Annotated in this window: 20 protein-coding genes and 1 pseudogene; 15 read left to right on the top strand and 6 right to left on the bottom strand. The window is 41.4% G+C overall.

Annotated features, from left to right (window positions below; all coding sequences use genetic code 11):
* The first annotated feature begins 1 nt into the window (after window position 1).
* From BK575_RS19120 to cobO, 6 genes are read left to right on the top strand one after another with little or no spacing between them, the layout of a single operon-like run.
* The gene (locus tag BK575_RS19120) at window positions 2-1,381 is read left to right on the top strand and encodes a cobyrinate a,c-diamide synthase (protein ID WP_078412748.1); all 1,380 of its coding nucleotides are present in this window, start codon (window positions 2-4) and stop codon (window positions 1,379-1,381) included.
* Window positions 1,374-2,927 carry a cobyric acid synthase gene (locus BK575_RS19115; protein WP_078412746.1) on the top strand — a complete coding sequence of 518 codons (1,554 nt, stop codon included), beginning with the start codon at window positions 1,374-1,376 and terminating at the stop codon, window positions 2,925-2,927. The genes BK575_RS19120 and BK575_RS19115 overlap by 8 nt, the downstream gene beginning before the upstream one ends.
* On the top strand, window positions 2,887-3,936 hold the full coding sequence (gene cobT, locus BK575_RS19110; protein WP_078412744.1) for a nicotinate-nucleotide--dimethylbenzimidazole phosphoribosyltransferase: 1,050 nt from the start codon (window positions 2,887-2,889) through the stop codon (window positions 3,934-3,936). The genes BK575_RS19115 and cobT overlap by 41 nt, the downstream gene beginning before the upstream one ends.
* A gap of 58 nt (window positions 3,937-3,994) precedes the next feature.
* Complete coding sequence (gene cobA, locus BK575_RS19105; protein WP_078412742.1) at window positions 3,995-4,771, top strand: uroporphyrinogen-III C-methyltransferase; 777 nt, start codon at window positions 3,995-3,997, stop codon at window positions 4,769-4,771.
* A 48-nt stretch (window positions 4,772-4,819) separates the two neighbouring features.
* Window positions 4,820-5,389 carry a nitroreductase family protein gene (locus BK575_RS19100; protein WP_078412740.1) on the top strand — a complete coding sequence of 190 codons (570 nt, stop codon included), beginning with the start codon at window positions 4,820-4,822 and terminating at the stop codon, window positions 5,387-5,389.
* A 7-nt stretch (window positions 5,390-5,396) separates the two neighbouring features.
* Window positions 5,397-5,945, top strand: a complete 549-nt coding sequence (gene cobO, locus BK575_RS19095) for a cob(I)yrinic acid a,c-diamide adenosyltransferase (protein WP_235867419.1) — start codon at window positions 5,397-5,399, stop codon at window positions 5,943-5,945.
* A 113-nt stretch (window positions 5,946-6,058) separates the two neighbouring features.
* Here cobO and BK575_RS19090 read toward each other — a convergent pair whose 3' ends face one another.
* Together BK575_RS19090 and pdxR are read right to left on the bottom strand one after the other, a co-directional pair.
* A complete protein-coding gene (locus BK575_RS19090) occupies window positions 6,059-6,331 on the bottom strand; it encodes a hypothetical protein (RefSeq protein WP_078412736.1) in 273 nt (90 codons plus the stop codon).
* A gap of 698 nt (window positions 6,332-7,029) precedes the next feature.
* A complete protein-coding gene (pdxR, locus tag BK575_RS19085) occupies window positions 7,030-8,439 on the bottom strand; it encodes a MocR-like pyridoxine biosynthesis transcription factor PdxR (protein ID WP_078412734.1) in 1,410 nt (469 codons plus the stop codon).
* A 115-nt stretch (window positions 8,440-8,554) separates the two neighbouring features.
* Here pdxR and BK575_RS19080 point away from each other — a divergent pair, with 115 nt between their 5' ends.
* The 5 genes from BK575_RS19080 to clpP all read left to right on the top strand — a co-directional run bounded on the left by BK575_RS19080 (window position 8,555) and on the right by clpP (window position 12,320).
* On the top strand, window positions 8,555-9,103 hold the full coding sequence (locus BK575_RS19080) for a pyridoxamine 5'-phosphate oxidase family protein (RefSeq protein ID WP_078414869.1): 549 nt from the start codon (window positions 8,555-8,557) through the stop codon (window positions 9,101-9,103).
* 347 nt (window positions 9,104-9,450) lie between these two features.
* Window positions 9,451-10,206 (top strand): DUF2087 domain-containing protein, encoded by a 756-nt coding sequence (locus tag BK575_RS19075; protein WP_078412732.1) that lies wholly within the window; start codon window positions 9,451-9,453, stop codon window positions 10,204-10,206.
* Between the two features lie 225 nt (window positions 10,207-10,431).
* Window positions 10,432-10,800: a GIY-YIG nuclease family protein gene (locus BK575_RS19070; protein WP_078412730.1), complete on the top strand. Its 369-nt coding sequence runs from the start codon at window positions 10,432-10,434 to the stop codon at window positions 10,798-10,800.
* Window positions 10,801-11,023: 223 nt separating this feature from the next.
* Window positions 11,024-11,716, top strand: coding sequence for a sigma-70 family RNA polymerase sigma factor (locus tag BK575_RS19065; RefSeq protein ID WP_078412728.1), 693 nt, complete (start codon window positions 11,024-11,026; stop codon window positions 11,714-11,716).
* Between the two features lie 16 nt (window positions 11,717-11,732).
* On the top strand, window positions 11,733-12,320 hold the full coding sequence (gene clpP / locus BK575_RS19060; RefSeq protein WP_078412726.1) for an ATP-dependent Clp endopeptidase proteolytic subunit ClpP: 588 nt from the start codon (window positions 11,733-11,735) through the stop codon (window positions 12,318-12,320).
* 82 nt (window positions 12,321-12,402) lie between these two features.
* Here the strand turns inward: clpP and BK575_RS19055 are convergent, their stop codons facing one another.
* Complete coding sequence (locus tag BK575_RS19055) at window positions 12,403-13,191, bottom strand: cytochrome c oxidase assembly protein (RefSeq protein ID WP_078412724.1); 789 nt, start codon at window positions 13,189-13,191, stop codon at window positions 12,403-12,405.
* Window positions 13,181-13,687, bottom strand: coding sequence for a DUF2243 domain-containing protein (locus BK575_RS19050; protein ID WP_078414868.1), 507 nt, complete (start codon window positions 13,685-13,687; stop codon window positions 13,181-13,183). Before BK575_RS19050 ends, BK575_RS19055 begins: the two co-directional genes overlap by 11 nt.
* 503 nt (window positions 13,688-14,190) lie before the next feature.
* Between BK575_RS19050 and ptsG the strand changes: the two are divergent.
* Together ptsG and BK575_RS19040 are read left to right on the top strand one after the other, a co-directional pair.
* Window positions 14,191-15,708: pseudogene (gene ptsG, locus BK575_RS19045) on the top strand (glucose-specific PTS transporter subunit IIBC); the annotation flags it as partial.
* 368 nt (window positions 15,709-16,076) lie between these two features.
* Entirely contained in the window at window positions 16,077-17,084 is a 1,008-nt protein-coding gene (locus BK575_RS19040; protein WP_078412722.1) for a DUF3231 family protein, read from the top strand.
* A 457-nt stretch (window positions 17,085-17,541) separates the two neighbouring features.
* Here the strand turns inward: BK575_RS19040 and BK575_RS19035 are convergent, their stop codons facing one another.
* Complete coding sequence (locus tag BK575_RS19035) at window positions 17,542-18,693, bottom strand: MGDG synthase family glycosyltransferase (RefSeq protein ID WP_078412720.1); 1,152 nt, start codon at window positions 18,691-18,693, stop codon at window positions 17,542-17,544.
* Between the two features lie 245 nt (window positions 18,694-18,938).
* A complete protein-coding gene (locus tag BK575_RS19030; RefSeq protein WP_078412718.1) occupies window positions 18,939-21,056 on the bottom strand; it encodes a helix-turn-helix domain-containing protein in 2,118 nt (705 codons plus the stop codon).
* 174 nt (window positions 21,057-21,230) lie between these two features.
* Here BK575_RS19030 and BK575_RS19025 point away from each other — a divergent pair, with 174 nt between their 5' ends.
* Window positions 21,231-21,431 carry a DUF3311 domain-containing protein gene (locus BK575_RS19025; RefSeq protein WP_078412716.1) on the top strand — a complete coding sequence of 67 codons (201 nt, stop codon included), beginning with the start codon at window positions 21,231-21,233 and terminating at the stop codon, window positions 21,429-21,431.
* Window positions 21,428-22,912 (top strand): sodium:solute symporter family protein, encoded by a 1,485-nt coding sequence (locus BK575_RS19020; RefSeq protein ID WP_078412705.1) that lies wholly within the window; start codon window positions 21,428-21,430, stop codon window positions 22,910-22,912. The genes BK575_RS19025 and BK575_RS19020 overlap by 4 nt, the downstream gene beginning before the upstream one ends.
* Window positions 22,913-22,928: the final 16 nt, after the last annotated feature.

Genomic DNA, 22,928 nt, shown 5'->3' with positions numbered 1-22,928 from the left:
GATGAGCGTACGACGAATCGTTATGGCCGGAACGGGGAGCGGAGTCGGAAAAACGACGCTGACAATCGGCTTAATGTCCGCGTTAAAGAAAAAAGGATATACGGTCCAGGGATTCAAATGCGGCCCGGATTATATCGATCCGTCTTACCATACGGCTGTGACCGGAAGAGCTTCTCGCAACTTGGACAGTTGGATGCTGCAAGAAGAAATCGTCCAGGAGATTCTGGTACGAGGCAGCGAAGGAGCCGACCTTTCCATCATTGAAGGGGTGATGGGATTTTTCGATGGGAAAAATCCCAAAACGAATGAAGGCAGCACTGCCCATATTAGCATGATTACAAAGAGTCCTGTACTGCTTGTTGTCAATTGTGCGAGCATGGCACGAAGCGCTGCGGCCATTGTCAAAGGGTTTCAATGTTTTGCAGAAGGTCCCCGAATCGTTGGCGTGATTGCTAATCGTGTCGGGAGCGAAGGGCATTTTAAAATCGTGAAAACGGCGATTGAACAAGAATGCGGCATTCCCGTCATCGGCTATTTAAAGCGGGACATGGAACTAGAAATTCCCGAGCGGCATCTTGGCTTGATTCCTTCCATCGAAAGAGGGGAGCTTGACTCGTTTTTTGACCAGCTAGGGGAGCTGGTCCTGGAAACGGTCGACGTTGATAAACTGATGGAGCTTTCGCAGGCTGAACCGCTGGCGGTAGACAAACCAACTTCTTTATTCGAAAAAAGAGCGGAGCCAACCGTTCGAATCGCAGTCGCCAAGGATTCGGCCTTTAACTTTTATTATCCAGAAAATCTTGAAATGCTCGAAGCAAATGGAGCGGAAATCGTGTATTTTTCCCCGTTGGCGGGAGAAGCACTTCCTGAACGCATTGACGGTCTTTATCTTGGCGGCGGCTTTCCGGAAGAATTTGCCGAAAAGCTCGCAAACGAAACAACCGTTAAACAATCCCTTCGCGCAGCCATTGAAAATGGGCTGCCTACCCTCGCAGAATGCGGCGGCTTCATGTATTTAACGGATGAGATTGAGGCAAATGACGGGCAGCGGTTTGAAATGGTTGGAATTATCCCGGGCAAAGTGAAGATGCAAAAGAAGCTTGCCGCTCTTGGCTACAGGGAAATTAGCGGCAAAAATGGAAACTTTCTGTTACCGGAAGGAAAACAGGCGAGAGGTCATGAATTTCATTACTCCACCTTCCATTCCGACGAGAAAAATATTCCGTATGCCTACGAAACGAAGGGAATGCGCGGTGTGAAGCCGGAAGGGTATGTGAAGGGCAATTTGGTTGCCGGCTATACCCATTTTCATTTTGCTTCCTGTCCGGAGATGGTGGCAGCGTGGATGATAAAATGCAAGGAGAGAAAAATAGATGCCTAAAGCACTTCCCCTCATGATTCAAGGAACGCACTCCGACGCAGGGAAAAGCGTATTGGTTACCGCTTTTTGCCGGATTTTTGCCCAGGATGGCTACCGCACTGCTCCGTTTAAATCACAAAATATGGCACTTAATTCTTACATTACGATTGATGGAAAAGAAATCGGACGTGCCCAGGGCGTACAGGCAGAAGCGGCCGGTGTCATAGCGACGACCGATATGAATCCGATTTTAATTAAGCCAAGCCGAGAAAATGACGCACAAATCGTCGTACATGGAAAACCGTATCAAAACATGAATGCGATGGATTATCGAAAAGATTTTTTTAAGCGGGGATTGAAATTGATTGAAGAGGCACTTGACTCTTTATCTCATACATATGAACGAATCGTCATTGAAGGAGCCGGGAGTCCGGCTGAAGTAAATTTAAATGATCGCGAGCTTGTGAACATGCGTGTGGCAAGAATCGCCAATGCTCCTGTCGTCTTGGTCGGAGACATCGAAAAAGGCGGTGTTTTTGCCAGTTTAGTCGGAACGCTCCAGCTTCTTTCGGAGGAAGACCGTGAACGTGTCATCGGTGTGATTATCAATAAATTCCGAGGAGATGTGAAGCTGTTAGAGCCAGGGCTGACGTGGTTTGAAGAGTATACAGGAAAACCGGTGCTCGGTGTTATTCCCCATTTGCAAGATTTAAATATCGAAGCAGAAGATTCGGTCATTTTAGATTCCTATAAACCGGATGAAGATAAGACGAAAGACATTGATATTGCCGTGATTCGCTACCCGAAAATTTCAAACTTTACGGATGTGGACCCATTTTTTGCAGAGCCCGACTGCCATGTGCGATTCGTGACGAAACCGGAGCAATTGAAACAGCCGGATCTCGTCATTTTGCCTGGCAGCAAAAATACGATTGAAGATTTGCTGTTTTTAAAGAAAAGCGGGCTTGCTGAAAAACTGCATTTACTAAATGAAAAAGGCAAAACCAGCATTGTTGGCATTTGCGGTGGATATCAAATGCTCGGCCTCTCCATTTCAGACCCCGATGGAATCGAGTCACCGCATTCATATGAGACCGGATTGGGCTTCCTTTCTTTACGAACGGCGATGACGACGGAAAAAACAACGGTCTTATCGGAAGGAACGCTGACTTTCGAACAAACAGCCATTCATGTGAAAGGCTATGAAATTCATATGGGGCAGTCCGTGTTTGAAGAAGAGTGCGATTCATTCATTGAAACAAAAAATGGCAGTGAAGGTTGCAAAAGTCCGGATGAACGGATACTGGGGACTTATTTTCACGGATTATTCCATAACGATTTGTTTAGAGAACGACTGTTAAATAAGATTCGGAAACAAAAAGGATTAGAGGAAATAACGGGACGTGTTTCGTTTAATCAATTGAGGGAAGAGGCGTTTGACCGGTTGGCCGATCATGTGAGAAAACATGTTAAATTAGATATAATTTATGATGAAATCGAAAGGTTTTATCAAGGAGGAGAGAAGTATGACGAAAACATTGCGATCCATAATGATTCCGGCACTTAACCATCAAACAGGCGAGCAAACGGCGCGATATATCGATACGTTAACGAAACCGCCAGGAAGCCTTGGGCGCTTGGAAGAGCTGGCGATTGAACTGGCCAAAATGACAGGGGATGCGTTTCCGAAAGTAACAAGACCGGGAGTGATCGTGTTTGCAGCTGACCATGGGGTGACGGCCGAAGGAGTTTCCGCTTTTCCGCAGGAAGTGACCGGTCAAATGGTTTATAACTTTTTAAATGGCGGTGCCGCCATTAATGTGTTCAGCCGACAAATCGATGCACATTTGCAAATTGTTGATATTGGTGTTGCTTCTGACATTGAAGGAGAAGGACTTATCAGTCGAAAAGTTCGATATGGAACCGCTAATTTCAGCAAAGAAGAGGCTATATCGAGAGACGAAGCAATCCAGGCGATTGAAATCGGATACGAGCAGGGAGAAGAGATGATTCGAAAAGGGGCAAAATGTCTCATTCTTGGTGAGATGGGGATTGGAAACACGACGACAAGCAGTGCCATATTAGCGGCCATTACCGGAAAAAACGTGGGTGATCTTATCGGAAGAGGAACGGGAATTTCTTCAGAGAAATTGCTTCATAAACAACAAATTATTGAAAAAGCTCTCCATGATCGTAAACCGGATGTCGGTGATCCAATTGATATCCTTTCAAAATTAGGGGGACTTGAAATTGCGGGAATGGCCGGCGCGATGCTGGCGGCAGCGAGTCATCGAATCCCGATTCTTGTGGACGGATTCATTTGTACAACCGCAGCAGTATTAGCGAAAATGATTTCAAATGCGGCGGCGGACTATATGATTGTCGGCCATAAATCGGTTGAACCCGGCCATGAAGCGGCCATTCAATGGTTAGGGAAAGAACCACTCCTTGATTTAGGCTTACGATTGGGAGAAGGAAGCGGAGCGGCTGTTGCCTTTCCGATTTTACAATCTGCGACGTTAATGCTCCGTGAAATGGCGACCTTTGAATCAGCCGGTATCTCGGATGAAGCATAAGAAAAGCGCAAGCGCCAAAAGAGATTATATACAGTTAGATGCGAGAGGCGGGGAATAAATGAATAAGGGAAAGGTGTTTCTTGTGGGAGCTGGTCCGGGAGATGCAAAGCTGATTACGGTGTACGGAATGGAATGTATTCAAAAAGCTGATGTCATTGCCTATGATCGGCTCGTAAATAAGGAATTGCTCAATTATGCAAAAAAAGATGCAGAGCTCATTTACTGCGGAAAGCTTCCTGGCAAGCATGAGCTCATTCAGGAGCAAATTCATGAACTGCTAGTGGAAAAAGCGCTGCAAGGAAAAGTTGTTACAAGACTAAAGGGCGGAGATCCGTGCGTGTTTGGCCGGGGGGGCGAAGAAGCGGAAGTGCTTGCGAATGAAGGCATTCCGTATGAAATTGTCCCAGGAGTTACATCGGGAATCGCCGCACCCGCATATGCCGGCATTCCGGTTACCCATCGTGATTATGCGTCCTCTTTTACGATTGTGACAGGACATGGACGCGAAGAAAAAGGGCAAGACCACGTTAACTGGGAGGCACTTGCAAAAGGAAGCGATACAATTGTTTTTTATATGGGAATCGGTAATTTGCATCACATTTGCAAGATGCTTATCGAGCATGGGAAAGCAAGAGACACAAAAGCGGCTGTCATTGAATGGGGAACGACGAGCCGCCAGCGTACAGTCATTGGCACGTTGACAACAATTGAAGAAGAAGTGAAAAAGCATAACATCGGCCATCCCGCCATCATTCTTGTGGGAGAAGTGGTACGGATGCGGGAGAAAATTAGCTGGTTTGAAGAAAACGAGCATCTATCTTCTATTCGAACATAAGAAAATGGCTGCTCAAAATCATCAATTTGGAAGAAAGGGAGAGACAGTATGACAGTTGTGGAAGCATTAAAAAAACGAAGAGCAATCAGGAATTACGAACCGCGGGAAGTAGAGCGGGAAAAAATCGAGAAGCTGTTAGAGGCTGCAGTGTGGGCACCGAACGACCGCATGAGAGAGCCGTGGAGTTTTTATGTCATGCAGGGAGAAGCGAAACGGAACTATGAACAGCTGTCGGAACAATACTTGCAAGAGCGCTTCCCGACTAAGCCGAATTTAGTCGAAAGCTCATTGAAAGTCGTAAAAAATACACCAGTGGTGATGGTCGTTACAGCTGACATCGTACCAGGCGATGAAGAAGCGTCAGAAGACAATGAGTATGCCGTATGCTGTGCGATTCATTCAATGTGGCTCGCCGCCAGGGAGCTTGGTCTCGGTTTTGTATGGAGAACAAGAGGAGTGGGCCTTGTTCGTGACGGTCGATTATGGGAGTTTATTGGTTCCCCTGAAAATAAAAAAATTATTGGAACGGTGTTTATCGGCTATCCAGATGGGGAGTCTGGGGAAAACGCCAAAGCTCCAAAACGCACGCCGTTTGCAGAAAAAACAACATGGCTGTAAGAAGGGAATGAGGAGAGTGGATAAAAAGAAAGGACTCTTACTCGTCTACACAGGTGATGGGAAAGGAAAAACGACAGCTGCACTGGGCTTGGCTTTAAGGGCAACGGGACGGGGAAAAAAAGTATTGATCATCCAATTCATCAAATCCCCCGATCGTACATACGGTGAAAAAATCATGTTCGATAAAATAGGTGTGGAAATTCATCAAACAGGAGTCGGGTTCACTTGGACAAAAACACCTCAAGAACATCGGGAAGCATTGCGAAAAGCCTGGTTGTTCACAAAAGAGAAAATCACATCCGGACACTATGATGTGGTGATTTTAGATGAATTAAACAATGCGTTGGCGATTGATAAATTTCCAATCGATGATGTGCTTCCATTTAACGAAGTACTCGATGTTATTCAGAATCGACCGCGAGCCATGCACATAGTTGTGACAGGGCGTTCGGCAAAGCAGGAAATAAAAGCATGTGCCGATTTGGTAACGGAGATGAACCCGGTCAAACATTATTATAATGAAGGAATTCCAGCCGTAAAAGGGATTGAATTTTAAGGTGATGGGATGAACGAACGGGAGAAAGCCAAAAGCTAAAATACAAAAGAGAACTTCACTTTTTACTAGTCGATAGTAGAAAGGAAAGTTCTCTTTTTATGTGGTGACCGCGTTTATACACATTGGAAGACGTTATGCTCCTTTAAAATGTTTTTTAGTTTAAACATGATCGTGTTGTATGCTTCGTGCTTGTAACTGTGCAGGAGAGCGTTTTTTAAATTGTAGGCTTTAAAGAAAAAATCGATTTGCTTTTCGGCATAGCGTACGATTTGTTCTTTATAAAACAATTTTTTCTGCTCAATTCTCTGGCGGATGTCGTCTGTTAAAGAAAAAATGAATTGGAGAATGGAAGACTCCATGTTGCCGCAATATTCAGCTACTGTCATAAAGTATACCTCCTTCATTTGTCAAGAATGTTGATGTAATCTTTACATTATCTTTACATTATTTTAATACATTCTTTACAAAAATCAACCATTCCGACAAAAGTAGTCAAAAAAAGATAGAACGCTAGTAAATTAGGTTTGCGTTTTTGGAACGGTTATTTTATGAACTCGTACTACAACCATGTCATAGTCTTTATACAGCCTTCAGAATATCCAACTTAATAAATGTATTCAATAATAATTAAAAGCTGAAGGTCGATTAACCTTCAGCTTTCCTAAAATAGGCACCTTAACATTGGCTGGATTTATTCATCTCAGTATCTTAATAATAATAAAAAACAGGGGGATGGGCGTAATAGAAATATTGAGGATTTACGTGATGATGTAGATGGGCCTGATGCCAGTATTTTTGAAGAAAATCCTGAAATGGATGAAAAGGGATAGTGGAATATCCGCCAATTTGGATTGGATAGCCTCCAGTTATAACAGGGGATGTATACCTCATTTTGCCACCTTCTTATCTTAATTTAATACACTATATGTCTTGCGATTTATTGAAGTGTTTATCTATATCATTGTAAAAAGTCTTGACATTTTCTTCACGATCCCTGTACTTCCCGTACTGTTTAAGTGGAACATTCTATAAAAAAACGAAAAAATGAAGGGAAATAAAAGATAACATACTGGGGTTTATTTAATCAATCAAACCACGCTTCTTTTAATCTCTTAATCCCTTCCTCGATTTGGGCGATGGGAATTTGGCTGAACCCGAGCAGAAGCAGCGGTTTTTCCTCTGTTTCAGGAAACAGCCGGTATTTGTCGATGGAATAGACATGGACGCCAAACTTCTCTGCTTTTTCGATCAGTTCTTTTTCGGTGAGAAGGGTATCCATTTTAATCAATAAATGCAGGCCGGCTTTATCCCCAATGATTTCTACATTTTCACCAAAATACCCAATCAACGAATCGACTAGAAGGCGATGTTTCTTTTGGTATAGGAGCCTCATTCTCCGAACATGCCGGTCCCATTCTCCGTCTTTCATAAAGAAATAAAGCGTGTACTGAATAACTCTCGGGACAGTCGAGATGTAAGCTTCAAACAGAGCATCGTGCGTTTGAACGAGACGCTGCGGCAAGACAATATAGCTAATTCGAAGCGAAGGAAGCAGCATTTTTGAGAATGTCCCCAAATAAATGATTGCTTCATGCTGGTCTAGTTCTTTCAAGGCGGGAATCGGTTTTCCTTCGTAACGAAATTCACCGTCATAATCGTCTTCGATAATATATCCATTTGTTTCTTCAGCCCATTGCAATAGTTCAAGGCGCCGGTTGAAGGGCATGACCATCCCTTGTGGATATTGATGGGAAGGAGTCACATAAACAATATTTGCCCTGCTGGTTCTTAGATGTTTGATAGAAAGACCGTCCTTATCAAGGGAAATAGGTGTAACACGGAAACCGTGGTTTTCAAACACATAGCGGGCGCGGTCATAGCCGGGATTTTCAATTGCAAAATGATCATAATTCTTAAACACAGTTTCACATAATAAATTGAGTGAATGCTGGGTGCCTGAAGTGATGATGATTTGTTCCGGCGAGCAATCAACCCCTCGTGCCTGATATAAATAGGCTGCGATTTCCTTCCGCAGCAAATATTCCCCTTTATGGTGACCGTAAGATGTCAATTCCTTCATTTCCTGTTTGTACGCCTGGTTGCTGTATTTTTTCCATAGATTCATAGGAAACGCACTCATATCGACGCTTCCATATTCAAAATCAATGAGATCAGGAGAGGGATTAGAACATGATGTTTCATGCAGGCTAGGCGAGGGAGGCGTTTTTTGCTGGATGATGTCCAAATCCAGCTCATTTACGTACATCCCGCTTTTCGGTTTGCTGACAATATATCCTTCTGCAAGCAGCTGCTGATAAGCGGTTTCGACCGTATTGCGGCTTATATGCAAATGATGGGCAAGATTGCGGATGGAAGGAAGCCTGATCCCAGTGTGTAAGGTTCCATTCATAATATCCCGCTTTATATGTTCATAGAGCTGAACGTATAAAGGATCGGGGTGTTGTTTGTCCAATGCTGGAGACAAAATATGCATGTAATCCTCCTTCTGACCCTATTTGAAAGATAAAAACTGTCACTTTTCGAAAGGTCAAAATGTTCTTACAATAATCATAACAAAATGACCGAAAGGGGTAAATACAGTGAAAGCAATGAGAAGAAGCATGAAAGAGTGTAAGGATTCGCAAAAAATCAATGAGTTTTTATCTTCTGCAAAAGTGGGGTGTCTAGGATTATGCGACGGGAACCTTCCCTATGTCATTCCATTGAATTTTGCCTGGGCAAACGAAGCTATCTATTTTCATGGTGCAGCCGCAGGGAGAAAATATGAAGTGATGAGAGCGAATGAACACGTTTGTTTTACCGTGAGTGAAGAACTTGGAACGATTGCCGACCCGGTTCCGGCCAATGTCGGTACCGCTTATTTCAGCGTCATGCTGTTTGGAAAGGTAAAGCTTGTCGAGGATTTAAGCGAAGCGACAGAAGCGTTGCAGCATTTATTGGATAAACATGTTCCTGGTTATTTTCAATCGCCATTGTCAATAAAGCATGTGGAAACATACCGCTCATCGATGGGCAGTAAAACCGCGGTTTTTAAGATTGAAGTGGAAGGGTTGACGGCTAAAGAAGATCCGGTTAATGAAGAGATGGCGTTTTACCCGGGGAGAACCATTATGGATGATGTAAAGGGGAGGAAGTAATGGTTAATGAAGCTCAGACTTGTTCACAGTCTGAGCTCTTGGTTTTTAATTCCTAATGATTTCATCAGCTTTATACGGTAAATGAAATGAATAGGATGGAATGGGCAAAGACCAAAAAATATATAAATGCTCTTATACCACCTCCTGTAGAATGCGATTCGAGGAGTTTTTTATGTTCCAGAGTTAGAATTTCATGATTTAAAGAAAAAGAGAGAACACTTATCGAAATAAACATATAACGGAATGTTTGTTAAATGACAAACAAAAATGAAATATGTTTGATTTTATATAAACGATATAATAAAATGTTTGTTATAAACCAAACGTAATAAGGAAGTGTTTGTGTCATGCGAATTTCAGATTTGTTTTGGAACGCATCGCTGGAAGAGCTTAAGCGAGGATATATTGAAGAGGAAAATGATTATACGTGCTTGCTTTGCGGTGAAAAAATCGAAAAAGGGATCATTTACCCTGAACGCGGCGTTCTCTATGAAGCCAAAAGGTATATGAGTATTCATATCGAGAATAGCCATCAATCGGTGTTTGAATACTTAATTGAGCTGGATAAAAAATTAACGGGTCTTACCGATCATCAAAGCCGACTTCTCCGTCTTTTTTATCAAGGAAAAAGCGATTCAGAAATTCAACAGGAAATGGGGATTGGCAGTGCTTCCACCATTCGAAATCATCGTTTTGTCTTAAAGGAGAAGGAACGGCAGGCAAAGATGTTTTTGACGATGATGGAACTTTTAAAGGAAAAGGATCAACATGCGCCGGCTCTTGTAGCCCCTCATAAAACAGCAAGAATGGTAGATGAACGGTATCACGTCACACAGGAAGAAAAAGAAGGAGTCGTCAAGAAGTATTTTCCGCGAGGCAGTGACGGTCCGTTAAAAGCCTTTCCGCCAAAGGAAAAGCACAGGCTGGTCGTTCTAAGGGAAATCGTACAGCGCCTAACAAGCGGGCGGATGTACGGAGAAAAGGAAATCAATGAGGTACTGCAAGCCGTTTATCATGATTATGTTTTGTTAAGAAGATATTTAATTGAGTACGGTTTTTTGGATCGAAAGCCTGATGGAAGCGAGTACTGGCTGAAGAAATAATATATAAATCGATTTAGAAGATTCAGCATGACAAAAGAACGATCATGCCAAATCTTCTAGACCTACGCGGCTGACACCGCCCTTGCAGGGTTGGCGCCATCGCATAGGTCGACCTTTGAGGGTGTATTCAAGTGGTCCGGGTAACCGATTGTGAATGCTTCTTGATGGAATGAAGATGTGTCAATTTATTAAATAGAATGTATATATAGAAAGGGGAAACAAACGATGGATCGTAAGAAGGAATTAAAGCAGCTTTACAAGGAAACAAAGACGGAAGCGGGGGTTTACCAAATTAAAAACATTCAAAACGGGAAAATTTTCGTTGGAAGCACAAGGAATTTGAAGACGTTAAGCGGAAAGCGGTTTGAGTTGGAAGTAGGGACGAATACAAACAAAATGCTCCAAAGTGAGTGGAAGGAATTCGGAAAAGAAGCCTTTGTTTTTGAAGTGTTAGAGGTTTTAAAGGAGAAAGAGGCCGGATATTTTGATGCAAAAAGTGAGTTGAAAAAGCTTGAAGAAGCATGGCTGGATAAACTTCAACCATATGGAAAGAGCGGATACAATCGGGAGAAACCCGCTGAAAAGGGGAAATAAAAGTTGGAAGCAATACAAGGTATAAATGACAAAAATCTGAATTCACAAGGTCAGGGAATGGGAAACAAACCGATATGTTCGTCTTATCGATTAAGACGGCTGGTTGTTTAACATCAAATCAGCGCTAAACTCTAATATAGCTAAAAAATTTTTATCTCGCCCGTATCTTTTTCTCCCTTACAGACGTTATAAGGGCAAGAGAGGTTCAAAAGGAGTGAACAGAATGATTGCCAGAAGAAGCTTTTCTGCCAATGAATGTGTAGAGTCAGATGATGAAAAAAGTCGGTTAAATGAGTTATATCCGAGTCTTCAAAAATACTCCCGTTTTCTTGCTCAAAACAAATGGGACGCGGAGGACCTTGTACAGGAAGCTTTCGTGAAGGCTCTCCAGTATTATCGTCCATCCGAAATAAGCGCAGCACTCTTGAATAAGATTGCTTACCATCACTGGATTGACATTATTAGAAAAAGAAAGCATGAAACTATCGGAGTTCTTGAGGATGTATTAGAAAGAGAACATGCATCCATTCCAGATGGGCTGTTGGATACTGTGGAGCTATTGATGAACAATTTAACTCCAAAACAAGCCGTCATTTTTGCGCTGAAAGAAGCATTCGGCTATCAAACGAGGGAAATTGCCGATTTATTAGAAACTACAGAAATGGCGGTCAAATCCTCACTTCACAGGGCAAAAAAACGATTCGAAAAGGAAACCCCGCTTCAAGTGGTGGATTCTTACTGGAGTGGAGAGGATAGGGAGCTGCTGCATGATCTGTTTTATATATCTCTTCAAGCCGAGGATCCGGCTATATTAATTGATAGCATATCAAAAATACCTTCACTGGCAGAAGTTCCTAAGCTGGCTAAACAAAAATATTCTGCTTTACCTCTTAACCTTTCCTGCATGGCAGCTTAAAAAGGGAGGAAGTTTAATGGCTACAATTCCATATGTAATTGAACAATCAAACCGGGGCGAACGCTCATATGATATTTATTCCCGTCTTTTGAAAGATCGTATTATCATTATCGGAGATGAAATTAACGATCAGTTGGCAAATAGTGTAATAGCCCAATTATTGTTCTTGGAAGCTGACAATCCTGAAAAGGACATTTCCCTTTACATCAATAGTCCAGGCGGATCTACAACGGCAGGATTTGCAATTTTTGATACGATGAAACATATTAAGCCGGAGATTAGTACGATTTGCATGGGGGTGGCGGCATCATTTGGAGCCATGCTGCTCCTCGCGGGAACAAAGGGAAAGAGATTTGCTCTTCCCAACAGTGAAATCATGATTCATCAGCCGCTTGGAGGAGCCAGGGGCCAGGCGACGGAAATTGAAATCTCGGCCCGGAGAATCTTGAAGCTGCGGCGCCATATTAATGAGATTATCGCCGAACATACAGGCCAGCCTGTTGAAAAAGTGGCAAAGGATACAGATCGCGATTACTTTATGAGTGCAGAAGAGGCAGTCGAATATGGAATCATCGACAAAGTCATTAACAAAAGAAACCTATAGTATATACGAACGAATAGAAAGGTGATAGGTTTATTCCTGTCACCTTTTGATTTTTAATGTTGGATAATAGATATTTATGCACTCACTGTTCCATAGACAACGATGTTCGAGGTCGGGCAGCTTTAAACCATTGAAAGCAAAATACCCAGATCAGGATGAGGTCAATGGCATCGCCCCCGTAGTACATAAGCATTCCTGCAATTTCAGCCTGTGCTGCGGGCACGTCGTCAGGGGGATGGGCATAGATGTACTTGGAAAGGATTCCGTGGCCCGCCAAGGAAATGACCAACACGATTGCCCGGTAGATGAAGCTGAACCGATGGGGTGTCGGATCAATATAAATCATGGACAAAGTGAAGAGATAACCTGCTAAGAATACATGGATGTGTATGACTATGTGCAGAAGGGCGTTCTGCTGCATCGCCGCGTACAAGTCGGTTGTGTAGAGAATCCATAACCCTCCAACATTGAGGAAAGACGTGACGATGGGATGAGTCAATATGCCCATCGGCCAGCTTTTCAGCACGCGTGAAAGACGTCGCGCCCAAAGTGTGCTAAGTGTTCGTAAGAGGAGAGTTATCGGGGCGGCGAGAATAGTAAAGAGTGGTGCGAGCATCCCAAGAAGCAAGTGACCCATCATATGCGCCGTGAAATCAACATGGGAACGTTCTGCCAGGGGACCGGCCACAGCAGCGGCAGCACAAACCACCCCGAAAACCCAGAAGGTATAACGGTAGAGCGGCCATCTTCTGTGTCGACGATTGGATAGAGCCGCAGCAAAAATATAAACAATTAATGCCAGTAAAAATGGTAATGCCAAGATAAGGTCAAAGGAAACACCGCTGCCGTGATGAAGGTGATTATTGTTCATTTATGGCAGCTCCTCCTGTTTGTTGTGAGTGGCGTCGTGTACGTATAGTAAGAACGATACCGGCTGCAAGCATGGCAGCAGCAAGGATGTTCCATATTAAATCGTAGGGAAGAATATCCACATTATAGCGAATCTGGTGTATCCGCATCAGCTTATGCTGAATAATCCCGTCGTATAACTGGAATCCACCTCCTCCGATCAGTATACCTCCCCACCATCTTGCAGGCCACCAGGCGTTCCGGCGGTTAAGGTCCGCCAGCATAAAGGATGATCCAATTGTCGCAAACCAACTAAAGGCGTGGAATAGGCCATCCGAGACGAGTCCCATATCCGTTGTGGATTTATCATAAAAGTGATGCCAGTGCAGCAGTTGATGAAAAAGGGTTTCATCTATAAAGGCAACGAAACCAAGCCCGAACAAGATGCCTGCCCATAAGTTGCGGGACGAGTAGGCAGATCGAGCCGTATAGCTTAAATATTTCGTTTCAGCAGCCATTAGGATTCTCCATTCCTTCATATTTTTCTCCGTATTTCTTTCCCTAGCTTACCCGATACTAATAGGTTATAAACGGGGAACCCCTTACGAATTTAGCATTCTTAAGGAAAATAAAAGATCGGTAATGATATAAATATCAGGTGTGGGAAATTTGAAAGTTCAAAAAATATCTTGTAAAGAGAAAATTTCTATGCTAGATTATTAACTAATCAATCACTAATTAAGCTTCATGAAATGGAAGCGCTTTAATTAGTGAACTTGTATCTTTAGTTAACAAGCTGAATAACCGTCATTTCTTTTAATACGTGTTACTGATTCGATCAGGCATGAGTGAAAGAGTGAAATGTCGATTGCGAAAAGGTGTTGTTGTCCTTTTTGCAATCGTATTATTTCATTTTTTGCTCATGCCTTTTTTGATTGTAAAAAAGAAAGCGCTTTAAAAGAGAGGTATGTATTCAGTCGTTTGTTAATTATTGCATAACAGAAATATAGGAGGTTATTTTATGTTTAAACAGCTTTTTGGCATATTACAAAAAGTCGGAAAAGCCTTAATGCTTCCGGTTGCGATTTTGCCGGCAGCGGGAATTTTACTAGGAGTGGGGACAGCTCTTCAAAATCCCACTTTATTGGCAGCTATTCCTTTCCTTGAAGCAGGGTGGATTCAGCTCGTATCCAACGTTTTGTCACAAGCAGGCGATATCATCTTTGGTAACTTATCGCTGTTGTTTGCAGTGGGGGTTGCCGTTGGTTTAGCTGGTGGTGATGGGGTTGCGGGGATTGCTGCTATCGTAGGTTATTTGATCATGAACAAAACGATGAGCACGATTTTAATCGCAACAGGCCAGTTAGATCCAGCTCAGGTTGGGACAAACCCGGCATTTGCAAGTATACTGGGAATTCCGACTTTAGCGACAGGAGTCTTTGGGGGTATCATTATTGGTATATTGGCAGCATCAATGTACAATCGCTATTTCAATATTGAATTGCCATCATACTTAGGATTCTTTGCAGGTAAACGTTTTGTGCCGATTATTACAGGTGTATCGGCCATTATCATCGGTGTTATCATGATTTTTGTTTGGCCGCCGGTTCAACATGGATTAAATGCATTCTCAAAAAATATGATTGACGCTAATCCTACCATGTCAGCCTTTATATTTGGAGTCGTTGAGCGTTCATTAATTCCATTCGGACTTCATCACATTTTCTATTCACCATTCTGGTTTGAATTTGGAGAGTATGTAAATAAAGCTGGTGAAGTCATTCGAGGCGATCAAAAAATCTTCTTTGCCCAACTGAAAGACGGTGTAGAGTTAACAGCCGGTACATTTATGACGGGGAAATTTGCGTTTATGATGTTCGGTCTACCGGCAGCTGCATTAGCCATGTATCATGAAGCGCGTCCTGAGCATAAAAAGTATGTAGCGGGAATTATGGGGTCAGCTGCATTAACATCATTTTTAACAGGTATTACGGAGCCGATTGAGTTCACATTTTTATTCGTGGCCCCAATCTTATTTGCCATCCATGCCGTATTCGCAGGGTTATCATTTATGATCATGCAAATTTTAAATGTCAAAATCGGCATGACGTTTTCGGGAGGGGTTATAGATTACGTCTTATTCGGTGTCATGCAAAACAGGACAGATTGGTGGTTAGTCATTCCAGTCGGTTTAGTACTTTCCGTGATTTATTACTTCGGTTTCCGTTTTGCCATTCGCAAGTTTGATTTGAAAACACCTGGACGTGAAGATCAGAAAGCTGAAACAGAAACAAGCAACGGCGAAACAAACGAACTGCCGTATCATATATTGGAAGCGCTTGGCGGACAAGAAAATATCGCCCATCTAGATGCGTGTATTACACGTTTAAGAGTATCCGTAAACGATGTCAAACATGTCGATAAAGAACGATTGAAAAATCTCGGTGCCGCTGGTGTGTTGGAGATAGGAAATAATATCCAAGCTATCTTTGGTCCTAAATCTGATCAATTAAAAGAACAAATTAAAAGAATCATTGATAAAGATTTGAGTTCCAAAAAGACAAGCTAAAAAAGAGTTCTAACGCAGAACTCTTATAGAGATTCTCATCATAAAAACAGATTTTTAACGAACGGCCCTGTCACGAAACCGTTGATTTTACTGAGGTTTCATGACGGGGCCGACCTCCTTTGTAAAACTCGTAGGGTGGAATGACGTCATCCAGGTTAAAACTGAATTGAAATTTCAACTTTGAAAATATATATTGAATGGTGAAATTTAGGTTTTTGAATCAGGAGTAGAGTCAAAGATACATAAATACTATATGACATACGGGAATATGGTCGTCTCTTATATTTTTTTCTTTTAGGGAATTTTATATATAGCAGATTAAATCGGAGGTATTTCTTATGGAAATAAGTCATGATCATATTAAATTAACATCGAGTGAACTATCGGCATTATTTGGTTCGTATTTGAATAATACATTGGCCAGTTGTATCACTTCTTACTTTTTAGAGCATGTAGAAGATCCGGATGTGAAATCCAGCCTGGAATATGCGTTAAAATTAGCCAAAGCACAGACTGCTATGATCACGGATATTTATAAGACTGAAGGACATCCTATTCCGGTCGGATTTACCGAACAAGATGTAAATGTAAAAGCTCCAAGGCTTTTTAGTGATGAATTCATGTTGTATTACGTTCAAGGTTTGGGTGCGGTCGGATTAAACACTCATAGTGTAGCTCTTCCAACCTCAACCCGCCATGACATTCGCGAATTTTACACATCTTGTTTGCAATCATCCGCTCAGTTGTTTAACCGTTCAACAAATGTATTGCTGGAAAAAGGGCTGTATATTCGTCCTCCCTACATTCCGTATCCAGAGCAGCCAGAGTTTGTTCATAAGCAGCACTTTTTAGCGGGATGGATGGGAGAACAACGAGCCCTCACATGCATTGAAATCTCCTTTTTGTTTACGAATTTATACCGAAATGCACTAGAAATCTCTATGCTGACGGGATTTTCTCAAGTGGCAAAATCAAAAGCCGTTCGCCAATACATGACAAGAGGGGCAGAGGTAGTCCGGCATCATAGTGACGTTTTCAGTAAGTTTTTAGAGGAAAGTAACGTGCCAGCGCCCGTTTCGTGGGGAATAATCCCGACAGCATCTCAAGAACCTGTGTTTTCCGATAAACTAATGATGTTTCAGGCAGCAGCATTGAATGCTGCGGGGGTCGGTTACTACGGGGCCAGTATGGGGGGGAGTCCAAGAAGAGACTTGGCAGCTGCTTATGGCCGCTTAATCATTGAGATTGGAGAATTAGCAGCAGACGGGGCAAATATTATGATTGAAAATGGTTGGCTGGAAAGGGCTCCTTCGGCTCCTGATCGAAGAGATTTAGCAAGGGGTTAAAATGGGATATTGTATATGCAAAAAGAACATGACTCTAGAGTACTGTACAAAAGTGTAGAGGTTAATTGAAACCTAACAGTGGCTATGTGCGTATATAGTAATGCTGTCATTTATGGATGACGGTATGGTCCAGCTTATATACTAAAACGTACTTTGTTGTAAAAGGAGAAGAACATTCAATTGAATCATTGACTGAAAAAGTGGTTATTTTTAGTCTACATTGTCGTCATATTAGAGAACTATTATTCAACATTATTGATGGACCCAAAGACGCCGCCCAGAATGCAAACAGCTCAAGCAAATGTTCATTCTGCAGGAGCGATGATGGGTTTACGGTAGCACTAATTAAATAAATCATCCTGAAAATTAAGGTTTGAGAATGGAACAGTATTTAATATGAGGAATGAAAAAGGTGAAAGAAACACAAAACAATGTGCTTCCTTCACCTTTTACCTTTTTAATAGGAAGCATTTCTATATAAAGGATGCTGCTGATTATGCACAGCTTCCAATATATCTTCTGCGATAGCCAGGGCAGCCTGTGTGCGGTGGATAGAATGGATACTTCGTTTCATGTTTTCTAAGACTTGGTCATTTTCTAGTAAATAAGAAGAAAAACGGTATATATCGTTCAGTCCACGGGCAATCAAGGCCCCATTTTGGCGTTCGAAGTATACGGCGTTTCCTTTTTCTTGTCCGGGAGTCGGCTTATATAAAATAACGGGAAGAGCGACAGCTGCCGCTTCTGTTAAAGTAATGCCTCCGGGTTTTGTAATCATGAAAGAGGCGAGGTGAAACCACTCATCGACGCGATCTACATAACCGAATACAAGCAGCTGACCAGGAAAGCGAACGGCCAATGATTCCAGGTCAGCTTTCAGTTTATCGTTTTTTCCGCAAATGACCACTAATTGACAGTCATTTTCCGTTAGGAGTGTTTCACATATTTTATCCATGTTTTTTAATACACCGAAAGCCCCCGCCATAAGGAGAATCCGCTTTTTATGGGGATTTAAACCATATTTTTGAAATAATTCCGACGAGATGACAGGTTGTTCAAAAGAAGGACGGATGGGAATGCCTGAGACTTTTACATTTGAAGGAGATATTCCGAGATGGCAGACCGCCTCCTTCATCGATTCAGTCGCAACAAAGTATCGATCGATTTCCGGAGATATCCATATTTTATGTAAACAATAATCGGTAATAATACTGAAAGTGGGAATGAAGCTCCCGGTTCGGCGGCGAAGTTCAGGAACGGCTAGTACAGGAAATGTATTAACAATGATATCAGGCTGTTCAGTGTCGACTAAATGGGTAAGACGTTTCCTTCCTAAATTTGCAAACCATTTAGCGATTTTTTTGTCATAAACTTTTGAAATTCCATGGTAAAAAAAAGAGTAAATTGGCTTGCCTACAGGTGTATAGCTTTTTAAATAGACGTTTTCAGAGATGGGAGTAAGCGTGGGATACGACTCAGCATAAATGCTCGAAATAATTACATCCGCTTGACTGCATTGAATGAATTGATCTTTTAATACGCTGGCGACCTGCATATGGCCGTTGCCATAAGCCGCCGTCAAAATCAAAATCTTTGGACGTTTTTTCATAAAGACCAACCTCACACTCGTAAATTATCTTGTTCGCTCTAATTTTAGCATGAGATAATGGTAAAGTTTGTAAGGGTTATGTAAAGATATCGTAAAGAGGAGGGAGGTGAATATGGATTGTTTATTTTTTATAGCCGGGTATGGAGAATAAGAAAGACAAACAGCCAAGCCTTTTGAAAAAGGGTTGGCCGTTTATCATGAACTTTTTAAAAGTATGGAGCCAACAGACCTTTAGGATCTACTGTCTACGTTGGTGAGTGAAAAAAAGTTTCCCTAAGATGACAGGCCAACTGGATTTTTAAGGAATCTTCAGGATCGTCCAAACTCACGTTTAATAACTTTTCAATTTTCTTTAATCGTTGATAGAGTGTATTAATATGTACATGGATTTGTTTTGCTGTTTCAGCTGCCGACTTATTATTTTTAATATAAATAAGAAGAGTTTTTTCTAAATCGTTATTTTCTCCTTTTTCAGTCTGTAATGGAGCAAATACTTCACTCAAAAATTTTTCGATATCATCAGAAGGCTGTTGTAAAAATAAACGATTTACTCCTATCTCTCCATAAGAGAAGAGTCCCGATTTGTTGCGGCTTTTTAGATAGGAGAGTGACTGATTTGCTTCTTCATAACTTTTTGCGATATTCTCAATACCTTTATACATAGTTCCTATCCCTGTACGTAAAGGTACGCCGCTATTGTCTTTCCATTCTTTTATTATTGCATGATACTTCGCAATAATAGTAGATAAAGAAGCTGGATCACATAAAGAAATGAGTATGATCACCTTATTGTGAAAACCATAAATAAGCAGACTGAATTGTTGCAGCCTTTTTTTTATCTGCGAGACTAAACGATGAATACTCATTTCCAATGACTGCAAATCGTTATATATTGTCATTTCAAATACAGTCACGAATAGAAAGGAATTCAGATTTAGATTAAATTCCTTTCCTTTATCTAAACATCCTTCCGGATCCGTATTTTGTAATAGCTCATTAAAAAACTCATGTGTCTTCGTATAGTAAAGCTCTGTCATAGTTAATTTTTTTACTAACTCCAGGGCCAGAACTGCACTGCCTTGTTCAATCGTAATTCGATCAAGCTGAGAAAGTGATTCAGAAGCAGGCACTACGAAGCATCCTAAAAAAATAGCTCCGTTGACAATAGGGTATAAGTAATAACATTCTTTCTTTCCGGCAGAAACATCAACGTACACCGGTTTTCGTCTTTTTAAAAATATTCTTTCCATTTCATCAGGGCTAAAGGCAGGAAACCGATTTGCATGTTTTGGATACCATGTATTTTCTGATAGATTAAAATATGAAATGGATTTACCAATCATCCGATTTAACTCTAAAACGATGGTTTCTGCGCCTTTATGTTGCAGGGAAAGCTGAGTTAACGTTTCATGGACGTCATTTCTCCTCGAAAGAAACAGATTTTTTTCCTTCAATTGTTCACTTAACTCAGTCACTTCATCTAATCTTACTTTCACTTCTGAATAAAGCTGGGCATTTTGAATGGCTACAGCTGCTTGGGAAGCAAAACCATTTAACAAATTTAAATGATAATCAGTTAATTTTTTATCTTTAGACCGTTGGTGTACGATCATGACCCCCAACCTCTTTTTTCCGATCGAAACAGGTACGCACATAGCAGATTTTGGGCTGTTAAAAGGGTGGGCGGCAGAGAGAATATGATGATAATTCTCTTTTGATACATGGTACTTGCTCATTGCCTCAAAAACTTCTTCTTCTGAATGATAAATTCTTGGTTTGCCATCCTCAAATACTTTCCCTGTTATCGATTCTCCAATTTGAACTTTAAACAGTGAAAGACGGTCATTAAAACCAACAAACGCTTTTGGAAGGAGTCTGTCTATAACAGGATCATATAACTGCAAAAAACCTGAATTTGCAGCTGGTATCACTTTTAAAGCATTCGTAACAATTTTTTTTAATACTTCATCTAAAACAAGGGATGAAGTGATGGAGCGAATTCCTTCGATCAGATTCTCCAATTCTAAGTCTTTTGTTTGGATGATTTTTTGCTGATATGAAAGCTTGTAAAGAAGATTTAAAAGCTCGAGCTCTTCATCTCTCATAAAATAGTCTTTCTCTGCGATAGCAATAATCACTTCATAGTCTTCCAAGTAACAAAAAGAAAGATATACGTAATGATTTTGCTGAATGGTTGTAAATGTCGGACTTTGAGGGATGGGAGGAGGAGAAATTTCTTCAATTTTTCTTTGGCTATTTACAACGTAATAATTTTCCCCCTGTGGGTTTCGAATCCAAACTTGAAAAGGAGTCTTTTTTAAATTTTTCCCCAAATAAGAAAGTATTAATTGTTCATTTTCCACTATGTCCACAACTCCTATGTAAAAACATACATTTAATTAAAGTTTAATAGGTAGAAACCTACATTGCAATAAATAGACAGAATTTTTATAATAATCGATAAATACATCAAGTGAGGCTAGTCTTTTAAAAATTCTGTCTTAATTGAAAAAAGAATAATGAAGGGGTGATGGGCAATGAAGATGATTCACTTTTTATCTGTACTTCCTTTTATTGGAATGCTTGGCTTTTTGCCATTGGTGAATCGAGTGGAACCATATGTGCTGGGAATGCCGTTTATCATGTTCTGGGTTGTTTTATGGGTCATTCTAACCTCTGTAACAATGGCGATTGTTTTTAAATTCGATCCGGCGAATCAGGAGGGTGATATAGAATGAATGCGTCACTTTTCGTCATATTTGGCTTTTTATTGCTAGTAATCTATCTCGGAATTCGGGCTAAAAAGGGGAAAGATATGGACCTCGAGCAATGGACGGTCGGGGGCCGTGGGTTTGGGACCATCTTTGTGTTTCTTTTAATGGCAGGTGAATCCTATACCACTTTTACATTCCTCGGTGCGAGCTCCTGGGCATACGGCAAAGGGGGACCGGCCCTTTATATCATCGCTTATTTGAGCCTTATCTATTGCTTGTTCTATTGGTTTTATCCAAGCGTGTGGAAGTATGCAAAAGAGCATAAATTAGTGTCCCAGTCTGACTTTTTTGCAAGTAAGTACAAGAGTCCATATTTAGGTGTTCTTGCAGCTCTGATTGGAGTCATTTCGATGATTCCTTACATTGTTCTTCAGTTAAAGGGATTAGGAATTATCGTTTCTGAAGCCTCCTATGGTTTGATTTCTCCTACTGTTGCCATTTGGATCGGGGTTGTGGCAGTTACAGCCTATGTGATGATTTCTGGTATACACGGATCCGCGTGGACAGCCGTAATCAAGGATATTATGATTTTTGGTATTGTCATATTTATCGGGATTTATATTCCGTTTCATTACTATGGCGGCATAGAGCCGATGTTTAGAGAAATTCAAGCAGCGAATCCTGATTTTCTTACGCTGCCTGACCAGGGGCTGGGTATTTCATGGTTTGTGTCTACCGTTATTATGACATGTGTCGGCGCTTTAATGTGGCCGCATCTGTTTGTGGCGACTTATTCGGCATCAAGCGCAAAAGCTATTCGCCAAAATGCCATTATTACCCCGCTTTATACCATTATGTTACTGTTCATCTTTTTTGTTGGTTTTGCTGCCATCGGGCAAGTGCCCGGATTAACAGGCACGGATACTGACCTTGCATTGCTGCGCCTTTCCATGCAAACTTTTGATCCTTGGTTTGTAGGAATGATTGGAGCCGCTGGCTTATTGACCGCTTTAGTTCCGGGATCAATGTTATTAATGACTGCATCAGCAACTTTGGCAAAGAACGTATATAAAGTGTTCACCCCATCAGCTACAGACAAACAAGTGTCAAGTTTTGCGAAAGCTTTAGTTCCTATTATATCGCTTATTTGTGTTTACTTTACGTTTAATGGAGGAAATTCCATTGTTACGCTGCTCTTAATGGCTTACAGTTTTGTCACCCAATTGTTCCCGGCGGTCGTTCTTAGCCTTCCGAAACATAATTTTGTTACAAAGCAGGGGGCTGCTGCAGGAATGCTAAGCGGCGTAATCACCGTTGCGTACATGACGCTTACTAATGCTACAATAGGTACTTTATTCTCCTCGCTGCCACAAGTGTTGAAAGATTTGAATATTGGGATTGTCGCTTTAATTGTAAACGTTTTCTTTATGGTGATTGTAAGCTTGTTTACTAAAAATTCACTTATACCTTTCGATGTTAAAGATTCTCAGGCAACGAAATCATGAAAAAATAGGAGTGAAC

The sequence above is a fragment of the Priestia abyssalis genome (genome assembly GCF_002019595.1).
Classification (GTDB): domain Bacteria; phylum Bacillota; class Bacilli; order Bacillales; family Bacillaceae_H; genus Bacillus_BA; species Bacillus_BA abyssalis.
This window is presented reverse-complemented; position numbering and strand designations above follow the sequence as displayed.

Bases quoted from the DNA above. Each gene is read 5' to 3' on its own strand.
- BK575_RS19120 (WP_078412748.1), top strand. From the start codon at position 2: ATGAGCGTACGACGAATCGTTATGGCCGGAACGGGGAGCGGAGTCGGA.
- BK575_RS19115 (WP_078412746.1), top strand. From the start codon at position 1,374: ATGCCTAAAGCACTTCCCCTCATGATTCAAGGAACGCACTCCGACGCA.
- cobT (WP_078412744.1), top strand. From the start codon at position 2,887: ATGACGAAAACATTGCGATCCATAATGATTCCGGCACTTAACCATCAA.
- cobA (WP_078412742.1), top strand. From the start codon at position 3,995: ATGAATAAGGGAAAGGTGTTTCTTGTGGGAGCTGGTCCGGGAGATGCA.
- BK575_RS19100 (WP_078412740.1), top strand. From the start codon at position 4,820: ATGACAGTTGTGGAAGCATTAAAAAAACGAAGAGCAATCAGGAATTAC.
- cobO (WP_235867419.1), top strand. From the start codon at position 5,397: ATGAGGAGAGTGGATAAAAAGAAAGGACTCTTACTCGTCTACACAGGT.
- BK575_RS19090 (WP_078412736.1), bottom strand. From the start codon at position 6,331: ATGACAGTAGCTGAATATTGCGGCAACATGGAGTCTTCCATTCTCCAA.
- pdxR (WP_078412734.1), bottom strand. From the start codon at position 8,439: ATGCATATTTTGTCTCCAGCATTGGACAAACAACACCCCGATCCTTTA.
- BK575_RS19080 (WP_078414869.1), top strand. From the start codon at position 8,555: ATGAGAAGAAGCATGAAAGAGTGTAAGGATTCGCAAAAAATCAATGAG.
- BK575_RS19075 (WP_078412732.1), top strand. From the start codon at position 9,451: ATGCGAATTTCAGATTTGTTTTGGAACGCATCGCTGGAAGAGCTTAAG.
- BK575_RS19070 (WP_078412730.1), top strand. From the start codon at position 10,432: ATGGATCGTAAGAAGGAATTAAAGCAGCTTTACAAGGAAACAAAGACG.
- BK575_RS19065 (WP_078412728.1), top strand. From the start codon at position 11,024: ATGATTGCCAGAAGAAGCTTTTCTGCCAATGAATGTGTAGAGTCAGAT.
- clpP (WP_078412726.1), top strand. From the start codon at position 11,733: ATGGCTACAATTCCATATGTAATTGAACAATCAAACCGGGGCGAACGC.
- BK575_RS19055 (WP_078412724.1), bottom strand. From the start codon at position 13,191: ATGAACAATAATCACCTTCATCACGGCAGCGGTGTTTCCTTTGACCTT.
- BK575_RS19050 (WP_078414868.1), bottom strand. From the start codon at position 13,687: ATGGCTGCTGAAACGAAATATTTAAGCTATACGGCTCGATCTGCCTAC.
- BK575_RS19040 (WP_078412722.1), top strand. From the start codon at position 16,077: ATGGAAATAAGTCATGATCATATTAAATTAACATCGAGTGAACTATCG.
- BK575_RS19035 (WP_078412720.1), bottom strand. From the start codon at position 18,693: ATGAAAAAACGTCCAAAGATTTTGATTTTGACGGCGGCTTATGGCAAC.
- BK575_RS19025 (WP_078412716.1), top strand. From the start codon at position 21,231: ATGAAGATGATTCACTTTTTATCTGTACTTCCTTTTATTGGAATGCTT.
- BK575_RS19020 (WP_078412705.1), top strand. From the start codon at position 21,428: ATGAATGCGTCACTTTTCGTCATATTTGGCTTTTTATTGCTAGTAATC.